Below are 15103 nucleotides of genomic sequence, written 5' to 3'. Positions count from 1 at the left end.
ATTGAACGCTTGTTCATTTCCATAGCGCAAGCGTATCCCACCCGTCAAGCAGGCTGCGCCCGATGCGCGCTTGGGTCAAGGCGGGGCTTGTCGCGCCCCCCGTGGCAGGCGATGGAGGGCGAAAGACCCCGGAAGGAACCCCGACCCATGCGGCTGACCATCCTGCGCCATGCGCCCAGCCTTGCCGATGGCCGGATGGCCGGGCGGCGTGATGTGGATGCCGATTGCAGCGACAAGGCGGCATTGGCGCGGCAGGCGGCGCGGGTCGTGGGCGCAGGCATGGTGATCGCCAGCCCGGCGCTGCGATGTCAGCAGACGGCGGCGGCCCTTGGCCTGACGCCCGCGCGGCTGGAACCGGCGCTGTGGGAACAGGATCTGGGCGCATGGGAGGGGCTGCCCCCCGAGGCGCTGCCCGATCTGGGCCCCCTGCCCGCCGAGGCCTTGGCCCGCCACCGGCCCGAGGGGGGCGAAAGTTTCGACGACATGGCCGCGCGGGTGGTCCCGGTCCTGCAGGCGCTGCAGGGCGACACGCTGGTCGTCGCCCATGCCGGGACGGTGCGCGCCGCACTGTCGATGGTGGTGGGCGCCGCCGCCCTGTCCTTTGCCGTGGCGCCCTTGTCGATCACCGTCCTGCGCCGTTTCAACGCGGTCTGGGCGGTCGAGGTCGTCAACCTGCGGGCAGAGGATTGATCCCATGGCGATGATCGCGGCGCTGGCGCTGATCCTTGATGCGCTGATCGGCTGGCCCGATGGGCTTTATCGGCGGATCGGACATCCTGTGACATGGCTGGGGCGGCTGATTGCGGCCCTGGACCGGGGGTTGAACCGGGGGCCGTGGCGCCGGGCCAAGGGCGCGCTGACGGTGGTGCTGGTGGTGCTGGCCGCCGTCATCCCCGCCGCGCTGGTGCAAATCTGGGCAGGGCCTTGGGTGGCAGCGGCCCTTGCATGGCCGCTGGTCGCGGCACGGTCGCTGGATCAGCATCTGCGGGCGGTGGCGCGGCCCCTGGCCTTGGGCGATCTGGCAGGCGCAAGGGCGGCGACTGCGATGATCGTCGGTCGCGACGTGACCCGCGCGGACGAGGCCGCATTGGCCCGTGCCAGTCTGGAAAGTCTGGCCGAGAATGCCAGCGACGGGGTGATCGCGCCGCTGTTCTGGGCCGCGACCCTGGGCCTGCCGGGCATCGCCGCCTACAAGGCGATCAACACGATGGATTCGATGATCGGCCACCGGACGCCACGGCATGAACGCTTTGGCATGGTGGCGGCGCGGCTGGACGATGTGGCGAACCTGATCCCGGCGCGTCTGACCGCGGGGCTGATCGCGCTGGCAGCCGGGCGCGCGGCGGGGCCTGCGCTGCGGGTAGCATGGCGCGACGGGCCTGCGCACCGGTCCCCCAATGCAGGCTGGCCCGAGGGGGCGATGGCGGGCGCGCTTGGGGTCCGGCTGTCGGGGCCGCGCGTCTATGCCGACCGGGTCGCGGGCGAGCCATGGCTGAACGCTGCCGCCCCCGATCCGAACGCGGCGGATCTGTGGCGCGGCATCGCGGTGATCCGCCGTGCGGTGGCGCTGGCGGGGGCGATCCTGATCGCCGCCGCGCTGCTTTGAGGGGCCGCTTTACAGCGCCACGACCTCGACGCTCTGGACCTTGAGATCGGCGATCGAGGTCGTCGTCAGGAAGGCCACATCCGTGGCATCGCGCCCGACCGCGACCAGTGCCATCTCGGTCGCCTTGGCCATGCCGGTCGGATCGACCAGATGCCAGTCGTGATCCAGATAGACCTGCACCACGGCATGGAAATCCTGCGGATCGACCGGGGGCGCATAGACGCTGGCGATGCGCGCCGGGATCTGCGCGGCGCGGCACAGCGCGATCAGCAGATGGGCATAGTCGCGGCAGACCCCGCGCCGGTCCAGAAACGTATCCGCCGCCGTGGTGTCGCCATCGCTGGTCCCGGCCACATAGTCCAGATTGCGTTCGACCCAATCGCGCAGTGCAGCGACCAGCGGCCCGCCGCTGAGGCCCTCGAACCGCGAGGTCACGAAATGCCCGAACCGTTCCGCCGGGCAATAGCGCGAGGGCAGCAGATAGCGCAGCGCGTCGCCGGGCATATCCTCGACCTCGATGGCCTTCAGCACCGCCAGATCTGGCAGATCGCGGGTCACCTGCACCTCGGCGGAATAGCGGCAGGTCAGGCGGTCATCCAGCCGCAGGATGATGCGTTCGCCGATGCCCTCTTCGCCCGGGACGCGGGCCGATTTCAAGGGTTGGCCCAGATCGATCGTGCTGCGGTTCAGAACCTGCCCCTGCACGCCTGCGGCCTCGACCAGCAAAAGGGCCGGTCCGGGGCTTTCCAGCGCGTAATCCAGCGTCACGTCAATCTTCATCCGCATCGGCGGCTCCTGTGGGTCAAAAGGTCTGAATAGGGGGCGCTGATCGCGGGGAGGGCCCGCAACCGGTCGCCAGTACAAGAACGGAGGTGTTCAGAAGTTCCGTGCCAATCTGCATGATGGCCGGGATGGGAATCAGGACGTCAGCGGCATGTCCAGAACCATCTGTACCTGAAAGCGGGCACCGCCCCGGTCGGATCGTCCGTGCTGCAGGCTGCCGCCCATCTGCTGGGCATAGATCAGGCAGATCTGCATCCCCAGCCCGGCCGTGGTCGACGGGTCGAACCCGTCGGGCAGTCCCGGTCCGTCATCGTCCAGCGTCAGGGTCAGCAGATCGCCCTGCCGCGACAGGCCCAGCAACAATGACGGCTGCTGGCCTTCGCGCGTGTGCTTGACGGCATTGCCGATCAGCTCGGCCAGCACCTGCCCGATCGCCGCCGCCTGCGACGCGGACACCCGCACCAGCGGCGACAAGGCATTGTCCAGGTCCAGCCGCGCATTCAGCGCCTGCGTCAGATCGGTCGCCAGCGCGGTGATATAGCCCGACAGCGACACATGCCGGTTTGCCGGATCGCGGTGCAGCTGTTCATGCACCCGCGCCAGCGTCGAGATGCGGTTGGCCGCATCGACCAGAAGCGCGCCCGCCGGGCTGCCCGAATGGACCCGCGCCTGCATCCGCAGCAGGCCGATCACGGCGGAAAAGCTGTTCTTCACCCGGTGGTCGATCTCTCCCATAAGGATATCCTGACGGGCGATCGCCTGATCCTTCTGCGCGATCTCGGCGGCCAGACGCGTGGCCTGATCCTGCATCTGCTGCCGGGCCTCGACCGTTTCGGTGATGTCGCGGGACGAGGCGAGGATGCGGTGCACCTGCCCCCGGTCGTCGCGGACCGGCGAGACGGTCACATGCCACCAGCGGGCCGTGCCGCGCGCGGTCGGGCAAAACGCCTCGAACCGGCTGACCTGACCCTGACGGGCCGCCTGCATCGCCTGGTTCACCTGTCCGGTCGCCTCAGGCGGCCAGAGCGTCGGCCAAGCGCGTTGGTCGACACTGGCGAAATCATCGATCTCCATCGCGCACAGGCCGTTGCCGTTCATGAAACAAAGCCGCCCCTGCAAATCCAGCAGCTTGATGCAATCGGGCGAGGCATCCAGAATCGACAAGGCGAAACCGGCCTCGGACCCGATCAGCAGGTCAAGCGCGTGCAGGTTGGGATCGGCAGAGGTCATGCGGAAAAAGAGAGCCTTGCACCAGAGAAGAACAGACAGGACCACCCGCCACACGCGCGCATCACGACAAGGCGATACGCCTTGCCCGGATGGGGTGAACCGGCCTGTCCTGTCAAGACCGGATCAGGATGGCCAAGCAAATGTTACTGCCTGCGTCAGGGGTTTTGCAACGGGCGCAGCCCCGCCAGCGCCTGCGCCGGGCGCGACAGGCCCGCGGCCAGCGGCAGCAGATCGGCCTGCAGCGCGTGATAAAGATCCGGCTTGCCTGCGAATTGCGTCATGGCGGGGCGGTCGTCGGGGCCCAGTTCCGGGAACCAGCCGCCGTGCGCGTGATCGATCAGATGCGCATCGGCAAAGGTCCACAGGCGGCGATACCACCCCTCATCCCCCGGCTGCGGGTCCAGCTTGATCAGGGCGGCCAGCGAACCAATCGCCTCGGTGACCGGCCACCAATAGCGGGCCGGATTGTCGACCGAGGCCCCCCGCAGCGTATAGGCCAGCCCGCCGCGCGTCGCGTCCCAGGCATCGTCCAGCGCGGTATAGACCAGCGCGCGCGCCTGCAGGGGCACCTGATCGTCGGGTCGCCCGGCCAGATCCCACCACTGCAGCAGCAGGCGCGCCATCTCGAAGCTGTGGCCGGGGGTGGTGCCTCTGGGCCGGAACATCGGGTTGCCGGCATAATCGGAATCGGGGCGCCATTGGTCGTCGTAATGCTCGGGGATGCGCCAGCCATGCGCGCTGGCCTGCCCGGCGATGAAGAACTGCAGGATGCGGCCCGCGCGGGTCAGAAACACCGCCTCGCCCGTCGCCTCGTAAGCGGCCAGCAGCGCCTCGACCCCGTGCATATTAGCGTTCATGCCGCGATAGGTCGAAAACGCCTGCCAGTCGCGGGTGAATTCGTCGCGGAACAGACCCGCCGCCTCGTCCCAGTAATGGCGGTCCAGAACCTCGCAGATATCGGCCAGCAGGCGGTCGGCATCCGGGTGCCCGGCCATTTTCGCGCTGGAGGCCGCCAGCAGCACGAAGACATGCCCATAGGCCAGCTTGGGTGATTGCACCGGCTGGCCCGCGTCCAGCGCCCACAGATAGCCGCCATGCTGGCGGTCGCGATGGCGCGTCCACAGCGCGTCCATGCCCTGATCGACGATGCCCGCGCGGTCGCGGCGCCCGGCCATCTGCGCCAGCGCATGGGAATGGACCAGCCGGGTGGTGGTGTGCAATTCCTCGACCCCGCCCGGCAGGGGGTGGCCCGACAGGTCCAGCACATGGAACCCGCCGCCCGCGCGGGGGCTGGCATCGAACAGGTCCAGCGCCCGATGCGCATCGGTTGCCAGAAAGGCCCGATGGTCTGGGTGATCCAGCCACGGCCCGTTATGATAAAAAGGTCCGGCGGTCATGGTCGCGCTCCCTATCGTTTGCGCAGCGCATCGGCCAGAGCCGAGCCGAAGGCGCCCTGCCCCGACGCCCCCTTGGGTGCGGCCTGCGCCGCGTGCGGGGCCTTGGGCGCCCCATCCTTGCGGGGGGCTGCCTCGCGGGGGCTGTCGGCATTGTCCTTGCGCATGGTCAGGCCGATGCGCTTCCTTGGCACGTCGACCTCGGTCACGCGGACGCGGACCACATCGCCCGCCTTGACGACCTCGTGCGGGTCTTTCACGAAGCGGTCGGCCAGCTGGCTGACATGAACCAGCCCGTCCTGATGCACGCCGATATCGACGAAGGCGCCAAAGGCCGCGACATTCGTGACCGTCCCTTCCAGCGACATGCCGGGGCGCAGATCCTTGATATCCTCGATGCCATCCGCAAAACTTGCGGTGACGAAACCGGGGCGCGGATCGCGGCCGGGCTTTTCCAGTTCGGACAGGATGTCGCGCACCGTGGGCAGGCCGAAATCGCCGGTCACGAAATCTTCGGCGCGCAGATCCTTCAGCGCCCCGGCATCGCCCATCACCGCGCGCAGATCGCGCCCGCAGGCCGACACGATGCGCCGCGCCACGCCATAAGCCTCGGGGTGGACGGATGATGCGTCCAGCGGTTCGTCCCCGTCGCGAATGCGCAGAAAGCCCGCGCATTGCTGAAAGGCGCGCGGCCCCAGACCGGCGACCTTCTTCAGCGCCGCCCGCGACCGGAAGGCGCCCGCCTGATCGCGATGCGCGACGATGGCCTGCGCCAGCGACGGCCCCAGCCCCGCCACATGGGCCAGCAGCGGCACCGAAGCGGTGTTCAGATCGACGCCCACGGCGTTCACCGCATCCTCGACCACGGCCTCCAGCGATTTCGCCAGTTGGCGCTGGTCCACGTCATGCTGGTACTGACCCACGCCGATGGACCCGGCGGGCACCTTGACCAGTTCGGCCAGCGGATCCTGCAGCCGCCGCGCGATCGACACGGCGCCGCGCAAGGACACGTCCAGACCCGGAAACTCTTTCGCCGCCAGTTCCGAGGCGGAATAGACCGAGGCGCCCGCCTCGGAGACGATCACCTTGGTCGGCACCTTCACGCCCTTGGGCAGCCGTTTCAGCACATCGCCGACCAGCCGTTCGCTTTCGCGGCTGGCGGTGCCATTGCCGATCGCGATCAGATCGACGCCATTTCTGGCGATCAGCGCCAGCAGCGTGGCCTCGGACCCGCGCAGATCGTTCTTGGGCTGAAAGGGATAGATGGTGGCCGTGTCCAGCAGCTTGCCGGTCGGGTCCACCACGGCGATCTTGCAGCCGGTGCGGATGCCCGGATCAAGGCCCAACGTGGCGCGCGGCCCGGCAGGCGCGGCCAGCAGCAGATCGCGCAGGTTGCGGGCAAAAACGGTGATCGCCTCGGCATGGGCGCGGGCGCGCAGATCGGTCAGCAGGTCGATATACATGGTATTCGACAGCCGCACCCGCCAGCACCAGCCCGCCACGCCGCGCAGCCAGTCGGCCCCCGGTCCCTGCCCGATGGTGCCCAAAGCCTGCGCCACGATCCTCTCGGCCCGCGCCGCCCCCGTGTCGGGATCGGGAGAGATGTCGATGGTCACCACCTCTTCCTTGGCGGCGCGCAGGATGGCCAGGGCGCGGTGGCCGGGAATGCCCGACCAGGCCTCGCGGTGGTCGAAATAATCGCTGAACTTGGCGCCCGCCTCTTCCTTGCCCGCCACGACGCGGGCCGAGATGAAGGCCTCGCGCCGCATGAAATCGCGCAAGGAGCCCAGCAGGCGGGCATCCTCGGACAGTTCTTCGACCAGAATGTCGCGCGCGCCTTCCAGCACGGCTTTCGGCGTCTCGATGGCGCCGGTGACATAGGCGGGGGCCAGCGTGGCGGGATCGCGCGAGGGGTCCGACTGAATGGCGCGCAGCAGCGGCTCCAGCCCGTTTTCGCGGGCGATCATCGCCTTGGTGCGGCGCTTGGGCTTGAAGGGCAGATACATATCTTCCAGCGCGGCCTTGGTCCCGGCCCCGGCGATCCGGCGGGCCAGATCGTCGGTCAGCTTGCCCTGATCGCGGATCGATCCCAAAATCGCCGCGCGCCGGGCCTCCATCTCTCGCAGATAGGACAGGCGTTCGGCCAGCAGGCGCAGCTGCGTGTCGTCCAGGCCCCCGGTCACCTCTTTGCGATAGCGCGCGACAAAGGGCACCGTCGCGCCCCCGTCCAGCAGCCCTGCGGCGGCATCGACCTGCGCGGGACTGGCGCCGATTTCGGTGGCGATCTGGCGGGCGATGCGGGTGGCGGTCTGGGTCGCGCTTTGGGCGGGCTGGGTGGCGGCGGTCATGTCAGGGCCCCTGTCGTCATGTCGTGGATCGCCTGTCTAGCGGCTGTCCCCCGCCCCGCCAAGCGCCTTGGCGCGGGGCGCGTCGTCGTCCGTGTCGTGGCCATCCGCCGCCGGATCGGGCGCCGGGGTCTTGGGAACGGTATCGACCGGCGCGGCGGGCAGATCGGTGACAACGCCTTGGGGCGCCGTGGGCAGATCCGCGACAGGCGCATCATCCGGGGCGGGCTGCGGGATGCGTCCGGGCTTTGGCGCCTTGCGGGGCTGGGCGTCACCGACCGCCGGGGCATCGACCTGCAGTTCCGGCATGGTCAGCACGTCGCCCGCCAAAGCCTTGCCCTGCACGCTGTCGCGCACCGCCTGCCGCAGCGCGGCGGATCGTTTCAGCAGCCGCCGGAACCCCGGCTCGTCCAACACCAGAAGGCTGGTCGGCGTGATCGCGCGCACCTCGGTCCGGCGCAGGCGGGTGGTCAGGACGCCCATCTGGCCGAACATCTCGCCGCGGCCAAGTCGCGTGGTCTGGCCCGCGACCTCTTGTTCGACGGCGCCCGAGGCCACGAAGAACACCGACCGCGCAGGCGTGTCCTTGCGCGTGATCACATGGTCGGCATTGACATAGCGGGTGCGCACCTCGCGGCCAAGGCGTTTCAGCTCGGCCTCGTCCAGATCGGCGAACAGCGAGAATTGCCGCACCAGCTCGTTCTTGCGCAGGGCCAGATCCAGCGGCGGGCGGCCTTCGGTCTGCTGGCGCCTGCGGGTCACATCCTCCATCAGCTGGGTGTGAACCTCGGAGCCGATCAGCCCGTCTTCGTGCATGGCGGCATATTCACGTTCCTCCAGCCGCAGGGCGGTGCGGCGGATGAAGCGGCGTTCCAGTTCCTCGGCATAGCCGGGATATTGCAGGCGCAGACCCTCCAGCGCGGTCTCGACGGCCTCGATCCGGCGGTTCAGCAGTTCATGCAGCAGTTCCGCCACACGCCTGCCATGAATGCGGCGGATGCGGCGGTCGATAAAGCGGTGAAGATCGCGCAGGATCAATCGCTTGGCCAACAGCATCTCGAACCGGTCGGCGGTCATCCGCGCCAGCGTCCCCGACAGGCCAAGCCGGTTGCGCAAAAAGGCGGCAAAGCGGAAGGCCGGGCCGTAACGCAGGCTGGACCGCGCCGCCCGCTGATAGCCGGTGCGCCCGCCGGACCGTGCGCCCTCGATCAGCCGGTCGGCATCGAACAGCGCCTGTTCCGACAGCCGGGCCGAGATGGCGCGTTCGCGGAACCGCTGCAGGATCACCTCTCGTTCATGGCCCGCAAGCGCGATCAGGCCAAGGGTGATGCGGTCACGATCCAGGATCTCGGCATTGTCCTCGGCCTCGGCGCGTTCGACGGCCTCATCCAGCCGGACGCCAAAGCGTTTCGCCTCGGACCGGACGGTTTCGCGGGTCAGGTCGTAATTCTCGGTCGCGGTCGCCACACCTTCGCGCACCGTCTGCAGGGCGACGGCGACGACCTGATTGGACAGAGCGCGGTCCAGCGGCGACAGCTTGTCCAGACCCAGCAGGCCGATCACGCTGCGCAGCGTCGTGCCCTGCACGATCAGCGTGAACAGCGTGAACCCGGTGGCCAGAATTCCCACCACCCGCTTGGTTTCCACCGGCACCCGCAGGCTTTCGGTGACCGCCAGCGCCAGCGCCAGCGTGACTGCGCCGCGCAAGCCCCCCCACATGATCGCGATCCGGTAGGGGCGCTTGATCTTGGGCGACAGGCGCAGACCGGTCAGCACCGGCAGCAGCACGAACAGGATCAGCGCCCGCGCGACAAAGGCCGCCACGACGACGACAAAGATCAGGAACAGATCGTTCAGCCGAACCTCGCCCAGCAGACGCGGGATCAGCAGGGCGGCCAGAATAAAGATCAGCGCGCCCGCCCAATGCGCCAGAAGGCCCCAGATCTCGCGCAGGTTGACCCAGAAGGCCGGGGCCAACCGCCCCGGTCCCATGAAATTCAGGACCAGCCCCGCCATCACGACCGCGATCACCCCCGAGGCGCCCAGCACCTGTTCCGCCCCGATATAGGCCAGATAGGGCACCGCGACCGAGACCGAGATCTGCGCCGTCTCGAATTGCGAAAACAGGCCCATCAGCATCAGCGCGACCCGCGCCACCAGCCAGCCCGCCACCACGCCGCCCAGGATCAGGCCCGGAAACTGGCCCAAAGCCTCGGCCAGACTGGGGTTCGGCACACCCAGCATCACATAGCTCATGAACAGGCCGAACAAGGCGATGGCGGCGGCGTCGTTCAGCAGGCTTTCGCCCTCGACGATGCGGGCCAGACGCTTGGGGGCCGACAGGCTGCGAAAGATGCTGACCACGGCCGAGGGATCGGTCGTCGACACGATCGCCCCGATCAGCAGGCCCACCATCAAGGGCAGCCCGCCGATCCATGACAGGGCATAGCCGATGGTCAGGGTCGCCGCGACCACCGCGACCACCGCCAGCGTCAGGATCGGCACCCAGTCATCCAGCATCCGGCGGATGTTCATTTCCAGCGTGGCCTGAAAGATCAGGGTGGGCAGGAACACATACATGAACACGCTGGACCGGATCGGCAGGGACAGGATCCCCTCGGCCACCGGGTTCAGCGTGTCGGTCAGTTCGGTCCGCAGCAGAAAGATCGCGCTGCCGCCGATCAGGATGCCCACCGCCGCCAGCATCACGCTGAACGGAATCGACAGCCGCGCCGCCAGCGGCTCGGCCGCGGCAATCAGCAGGAACAGGATGGCGGTGAAACTGGTCAGAAGCAGGATATCCATGTCACAGGAATAATAGCAGATATCGTCGTTGGAAAGCACGACCCCGCCATATCTGCGATGTTTTTGGTGCGCTGACGCCGATGTGACGGTGCGCGGGGCAAGGGCTTGAAATCGCGGCGCGCGGCAAACATTTGAACCCAAGGGCCCGCGACGGCCCGGCAGATCACTTCAATGAAAGGAGGGCACCATGTCCTCGATGTTCGACCCCTTGCCTTTGGGCGCAGTCACCCTGCGCAACCGCCTTGTGATGGCGCCCCTGACGCGCAGCCGCGCGGGCGATGCCCGCATTCCCAACGACCTGATGGTCGAATATTACCGCCAGCGCGCCGGCGCCGGTCTGATCCTGTCCGAGGCGACCAGCGTCACCCCGATGGGTGTGGGCTATGAGGCGACGCCGGGCATCTGGAACGACGAACAGGTCGCCGAATGGTCCAAGGTGACGCAGGCCGTTCATGAACGCGGCGGGTTGATCTTCCTGCAATTGTGGCATGTCGGGCGCATTTCGGACCCGCAATTGCTGGGCGGTCAGCTGCCGGTGGCGCCCTCGTCGATCCAGCCTGCGGGCCATGTCAGCCTGCTGCGGCCCATGCGCGACTATGTGACCCCCCGTGCCCTGACGACCGAGGAAATCCCCGGCGTGGTCGAGGCCTTCCGTCAGGGGGCCGAAAATGCCCGCCGCGCAGGCTTTGACGGGGTCGAGATCCATGCCGCGAACGGCTATCTGATCGACCAGTTCCTGCAGGACCGCAGCAATACCCGCACCGACCACTATGGCGGCAGCATTGAGAACCGCGTGCGGTTCCTGAACGAGATCGCGGATGCGGTCATCGGGGTCTGGGGCGCCGATCGCGTCGGCGTCCATCTGGCCCCGCGCGGCGACAGTCATGATATCGGCGACAGCGACCCGCGCGCCTTGTTCACCCATGTCGCGCGCCAGATGCGCGATCGCGGCGTGGCCTTCCTGTGCCTGCGTGAACACTTGGGCGAAGACAGCCTGATGGGCGACATCCGCGAGGCGTTCGGCGGGCCGGTCATCGCCAATGAAGGCCTGACCTTCGACAGCGCGACCGACCTGCTGAAAGGCGACAAGGCCGATGCCGTGGCCTTTGGCCGCGATTTCATCGCCACGCCCGATCTGCCCGAGCGGTTCCGCAAGGGCCTGCCGCTGAACCCGCATGATGCCTCGACCTTCTATGGCGGCGGGGCCGAGGGCTATGTCGATTATCCGACCGCCGAACAGGTCGCTGCCGAATAATCGTTCGATATGGCACAGGAAAAGGCCGGGCATCTGCCCGGCCTTTTTTCATGACCTGTGCCCCCAGACCTGTGCCACCAGCCTGCGCGCATGCAAAAGGGGGCGGCCCTGCGGCCGCCCCCTGTCAGATCGCCAAAGGCTGATCAGCAGCTGTAATACATCGCATATTCGATGGGATGCGGGGTATGCTCATAGGCATAAACCTCTTCCCATTTCAGGGCGATATAGCCCTCCAGCTGGTCGCGGGTGAACACGTCGCCCGCCAGCAGGAAGTCCATGTCCTTTTCCAGTTCTTCCAGCGCTTCGCGCAAGGAACCGCAAACGGTTGGGATTTCTGCCAGCTCTTCCGGCGGCAGATCGTAGAGATCCTTGTCGGATGCCGGGCCCGGATCGATCTTGTTCTTGATCCCGTCGAGGCCGGCCATCAGCAGGGCCGAGAAACACAGATAAGGGTTCGCCGACGGATCGGGGAAACGCGCTTCGACGCGCTTGGCCTTGGGGCTTTCCGTCCACGGGATGCGGACGCAGCCGGACCGGTTGCGGGCCGAATAGGCGCGCAGCACGGGGGCCTCGAAACCGGGAATCAGGCGCTTGTAGCTGTTGGTCGCCGGGTTGGTCAGCGCGTTCAACGCCTTGGCATGCTTGAGGATGCCGCCGATGAAATACAGCGCCTCTTGCGACAAGTCTGCATATTTGTCACCTGCGAACAACGGCTTGCCGTCCTTCCAGATCGACATGTTCACATGCATCCCCGACCCGTTGTCGCCCTTCATGGGCTTGGGCATGAAGGTCACCGACTTGCCATAGGCATGGGCGACGTTGTGGATGACGTATTTGTATTTCTGGATGTTGTCGGCCTGTTCGACCAGACCGCCAAAGATCAGCCCCAGCTCGTGCTGCGCGCTGGCAACCTCGTGGTGGTGCTTGTCGACCTTCATGCCCATGCGCTTCATCGTGGACAGCATCTCGCCCCGGATGTCCTGCGCCGCATCGACCGGGTTTACCGGGAAATAGCCGCCCTTATGGGCTGCGCGGTGGCCGGTATTGCCCATTTCGTATTCGGTATCGGTGTTCCAGGCGGCATCGGCCGCGTCGATCTGGAACGACACCTTTTGCGGCGTGATCGAATAGCGCACGTCGTCAAAGATGAAGAACTCGGCCTCGGGACCGAAATAGGCCACATCGCCGATGCCCGATGCCTTGAGATAGGCCTCGGCCTTGGCGGCGGTGCCGCGCGGGTCGCGGGCATAGGGTTCGTTCGTGTCGGGCTCGACCACGTTGCAATGCACGCAGATCGTCTTTTCGGCATAGAACGGATCGATATAGGCCGAGGTCGGGTCGAGCATCAGTTTCATGTCCGACTGATCGATCGACTTCCAGCCCGCGATCGAGCTGCCGTCGAACATGAAGCCTTCTTCAAAGAAGTCCTCGTCGATCAGGTCGCGGTCCAGCGTGACGTGCTGCAACTTGCCCTTGGGATCGGTGAAGCGCACGTCGAGATAGGCGACGTCCTCTTCTTCGATCAACTTCAGGATATCCTTAACGTTCATCTCTTCCCTCTCTCGTGGTAGCGACCCGGCTGGCCTTGCAGCCGGGCGCAGGAATTTTGGGGGTGACGGGCCGGCGATCAGACGGCGTCGTCACCGGTTTCGCCGGTCCGGATGCGGATCGCCTGTTCGACGGGCGACACGAAAATCTTGCCGTCGCCGATCTTTTCGGTCCGTGCCGCGCTGACGATGGCCTCGACGGCGGCGTCGACCTGATCGTCGGGCAGCACCATCTCGATCTTCACCTTGGGCAGGAAATCGACGACATATTCCGCGCCGCGATACAGCTCGGTATGTCCCTTCTGACGACCGAAGCCTTTGACCTCGGTGACGGAAAGACCCTGCACGCCGACTTCCTGCAGCGCCTCTTTCACATCGTCCAGCTTGAACGGCTTGATGATCGCCTCGATCTTCTTCATCGCAATAGACCCTTCCTCGCGGCTTGCCTGAAGTCTGATTGGCGCGTTTGATGCATGGCGTAAATGCAGAGCCGCGATCTTGGAAGACCCCAAGCAGATTGCCGGGCTGTTATGCCTGTTATTTAAACACATAGCACAAGGATTAGACAATGGCGATGCTGAAGGGCACCGAAATCGTCACAGCCGCCCAAATGCGCGCCATGGAATCTGCCGCGATGGCCAGCGGCGCGGTCACCGGGCTGGCTTTGATGACGCGGGCGGGAAAGGCGGTGGCGGGGCAGATCCGGTTGCGCTGGCCCCGGCCCGGACGGGTGGCGGTGCTGTGCGGTCCGGGGGCCAATGGCGGCGACGGTTATGTCGTGGCGCGGCTGCTGGCACAGGCGGGCTGGGCGGTGCGCGTGCTGGGCGACGCCCCCCGTCCGGGCAGCGACGCCGCCACCGCCCGTGCGCAATGGCAGGGGGCCGTCCAGCCGCTGACGCTGGCCGCGCTGCAAGGCGGTCCCGTGCCCCATCTGTGTGTCGATGCGATCTTCGGCACCGGCCTGACCCGCCCGACCGACGGCGAGATCGCCGCCCTTCTACGCCATCTGGGCGAACAGCGGCGGTGTCCCGTCGTGGCGGTCGACGCGCCAAGCGGGCTGTGTCTGGACAGCGGCACCCTGCTGGGCCAGCCGCGCGGCGCCCTGCCACCGGGCGCGTTGCGGGCGGCGCTGACCGTGGGTTTCGACAGTCCCAAGCCGGGTCACCTGCTGGAGATGGGGCCGATGATCTGCGGCACATTGGTCATCGCCGATATCGGGCTGGCCCCGTGGCGCGGGGTTGCAGCCTCTGCACTGACGGCGCTGTGGCCGTCCTTCGGGGCGGCGGTCCCCTCGGGCGGCAAATGGCTGCGCAAAGAGGCACAGGCGCAGGGCCACAAATTCACCCATGGTGCCGCCCTGATCGTCGCGGGCGGTCCCGCAGCCGGGGGTGCGGCGCGGCTGGCGGCGCGGGCGGCGCTGCGGGTGGGGGCCGGGCTGGTCACCATCGGCGCCCCGCCCGAGGCGCTGGCCGACCATGCCCTGCCCCCCGATGCGCTGATGCGCCGGGCGCTGGCGGACGGCACGGATCTGGCCCGCGCGCTTGAGGATCGCCGCCCCATGGCCCTGTGCCTTGGCCCCGGCTGCGGCGTGGCGCGTGCGGCAGACCTGCTGCCCACGGCCATCAGCGCCCGGCGGCCGCTGGTGCTGGACGCCGATGCGCTGACGGCCCTGTCGCAGGGCACCCACCCTGCCCTGCACCATCTCTGCGTGCTGACCCCGCATGGAGGAGAGTTCGCGCGCCTCGTCCCCGATCTGGCCGAGGCCCTGCGCGACCCCGGTGACCCACCCGTCCTGTCGCGGGTCGAGGCGGCGCGGCAGGCGGCAGGCAGGCTGGGCGCGGTGCTGGTCCTGAAGGGGCCGGACACGGTCATCGCCGCGCCGGACGGGCGGGCTGCGATCCATTCGGATGCCGCGATCCCTTGGCTGGCGACGGCCGGGTCGGGCGATGTGCTGGCCGGTCTGATCACCGGCCTTCTGGCGCGGGGCCTGTCGGGCTTTGACGCCGCCTGCCTGGGCGTCAGCCTGCATGCCGCCGCCGCCCGCCGTCACGGGCCGGGCCTGATCGCCGACGATCTGGTCGAGGCCTTGCCCGCCACCATCGCCGCATGGCCCGCGTGATTTTTCCCATGGCCCCCGC

The 15103-nt window shown here is 67.6% G+C and carries 11 protein-coding genes; 4 read left to right on the top strand and 7 right to left on the bottom strand.

All coding sequences use genetic code 11. The annotated features are described in order from the left end of the window. The first annotated feature begins 147 nt into the window (after window positions 1-147). The gene (locus EG885_RS02815; RefSeq protein WP_131572956.1) at window positions 148-690 is read left to right on the top strand and encodes a histidine phosphatase family protein; all 543 of its coding nucleotides are present in this window, start codon (window positions 148-150) and stop codon (window positions 688-690) included. A 4-nt stretch (window positions 691-694) separates the two neighbouring features. Next, window positions 695-1606 (top strand): adenosylcobinamide-phosphate synthase CbiB, encoded by a 912-nt coding sequence (gene cbiB / locus EG885_RS02810; RefSeq protein ID WP_131572955.1) that lies wholly within the window; start codon window positions 695-697, stop codon window positions 1604-1606. Between the two features lie 9 nt (window positions 1607-1615). Here the strand turns inward: cbiB and EG885_RS02805 are convergent, their stop codons facing one another. From EG885_RS02805 to EG885_RS02785, 5 genes are all read right to left on the bottom strand, one after another. Then, the gene (locus EG885_RS02805) at window positions 1616-2392 is read right to left on the bottom strand and encodes a transglutaminase-like domain-containing protein (protein ID WP_131572954.1); all 777 of its coding nucleotides are present in this window, start codon (window positions 2390-2392) and stop codon (window positions 1616-1618) included. 132 nt (window positions 2393-2524) lie between these two features. After that, window positions 2525-3619 carry a sensor histidine kinase gene (locus tag EG885_RS02800; protein ID WP_131572953.1) on the bottom strand — a complete coding sequence of 365 codons (1095 nt, stop codon included), beginning with the start codon at window positions 3617-3619 and terminating at the stop codon, window positions 2525-2527. A gap of 155 nt (window positions 3620-3774) precedes the next feature. After that, the gene (locus tag EG885_RS02795; protein ID WP_131572952.1) at window positions 3775-5016 is read right to left on the bottom strand and encodes an AGE family epimerase/isomerase; all 1242 of its coding nucleotides are present in this window, start codon (window positions 5014-5016) and stop codon (window positions 3775-3777) included. 11 nt (window positions 5017-5027) lie between these two features. Next, window positions 5028-7361: a Tex family protein gene (locus tag EG885_RS02790; protein WP_131572951.1), complete on the bottom strand. Its 2334-nt coding sequence runs from the start codon at window positions 7359-7361 to the stop codon at window positions 5028-5030. 36 nt (window positions 7362-7397) lie between these two features. Continuing rightward, window positions 7398-10163, bottom strand: a complete 2766-nt coding sequence (locus tag EG885_RS02785; protein ID WP_131572996.1) for a cation:proton antiporter — start codon at window positions 10161-10163, stop codon at window positions 7398-7400. Between the two features lie 187 nt (window positions 10164-10350). Here EG885_RS02785 and EG885_RS02780 point away from each other — a divergent pair, with 187 nt between their 5' ends. Continuing rightward, entirely contained in the window at window positions 10351-11418 is a 1068-nt protein-coding gene (locus tag EG885_RS02780) for an alkene reductase (RefSeq protein WP_131572950.1), read from the top strand. Window positions 11419-11561: 143 nt separating this feature from the next. Here the strand turns inward: EG885_RS02780 and glnA are convergent, their stop codons facing one another. After that, window positions 11562-12968, bottom strand: a complete 1407-nt coding sequence (glnA, locus tag EG885_RS02775) for a type I glutamate--ammonia ligase (protein ID WP_131572949.1) — start codon at window positions 12966-12968, stop codon at window positions 11562-11564. A 77-nt stretch (window positions 12969-13045) separates the two neighbouring features. After that, the gene (locus EG885_RS02770) at window positions 13046-13384 is read right to left on the bottom strand and encodes a P-II family nitrogen regulator (RefSeq protein WP_131572948.1); all 339 of its coding nucleotides are present in this window, start codon (window positions 13382-13384) and stop codon (window positions 13046-13048) included. A 149-nt stretch (window positions 13385-13533) separates the two neighbouring features. Here EG885_RS02770 and EG885_RS02765 point away from each other — a divergent pair, with 149 nt between their 5' ends. After that, window positions 13534-15084 (top strand): NAD(P)H-hydrate dehydratase, encoded by a 1551-nt coding sequence (locus EG885_RS02765; protein ID WP_242679470.1) that lies wholly within the window; start codon window positions 13534-13536, stop codon window positions 15082-15084. Window positions 15085-15103: the final 19 nt, after the last annotated feature.

This window comes from Paracoccus nototheniae (assembly GCF_004335005.1).
Taxonomy (GTDB): Bacteria; Pseudomonadota; Alphaproteobacteria; order Rhodobacterales; family Rhodobacteraceae; genus Paracoccus; species Paracoccus nototheniae.
Note: the sequence above shows the minus strand (reverse complement) of the source record. Positions and strands in the feature narration are given on the sequence as shown.

What these genes read in the sequence shown, in the direction of transcription:
- EG885_RS02815 (WP_131572956.1), top strand. Translation starts at nt 148, where the DNA reads ATGCGGCTGACCATCCTGCGCCATGCGCCCAGCCTTGCCGATGGCCGG.
- cbiB (WP_131572955.1), top strand. Translation starts at nt 695, where the DNA reads ATGGCGATGATCGCGGCGCTGGCGCTGATCCTTGATGCGCTGATCGGC.
- EG885_RS02805 (WP_131572954.1), bottom strand. Translation starts at nt 2,392, where the DNA reads ATGCGGATGAAGATTGACGTGACGCTGGATTACGCGCTGGAAAGCCCC.
- EG885_RS02800 (WP_131572953.1), bottom strand. Translation starts at nt 3,619, where the DNA reads ATGACCTCTGCCGATCCCAACCTGCACGCGCTTGACCTGCTGATCGGG.
- EG885_RS02795 (WP_131572952.1), bottom strand. Translation starts at nt 5,016, where the DNA reads ATGACCGCCGGACCTTTTTATCATAACGGGCCGTGGCTGGATCACCCA.
- EG885_RS02790 (WP_131572951.1), bottom strand. Translation starts at nt 7,361, where the DNA reads ATGACCGCCGCCACCCAGCCCGCCCAAAGCGCGACCCAGACCGCCACC.
- EG885_RS02785 (WP_131572996.1), bottom strand. Translation starts at nt 10,163, where the DNA reads ATGGATATCCTGCTTCTGACCAGTTTCACCGCCATCCTGTTCCTGCTG.
- EG885_RS02780 (WP_131572950.1), top strand. Translation starts at nt 10,351, where the DNA reads ATGTCCTCGATGTTCGACCCCTTGCCTTTGGGCGCAGTCACCCTGCGC.
- glnA (WP_131572949.1), bottom strand. Translation starts at nt 12,968, where the DNA reads ATGAACGTTAAGGATATCCTGAAGTTGATCGAAGAAGAGGACGTCGCC.
- EG885_RS02770 (WP_131572948.1), bottom strand. Translation starts at nt 13,384, where the DNA reads ATGAAGAAGATCGAGGCGATCATCAAGCCGTTCAAGCTGGACGATGTG.
- EG885_RS02765 (WP_242679470.1), top strand. Translation starts at nt 13,534, where the DNA reads ATGGCGATGCTGAAGGGCACCGAAATCGTCACAGCCGCCCAAATGCGC.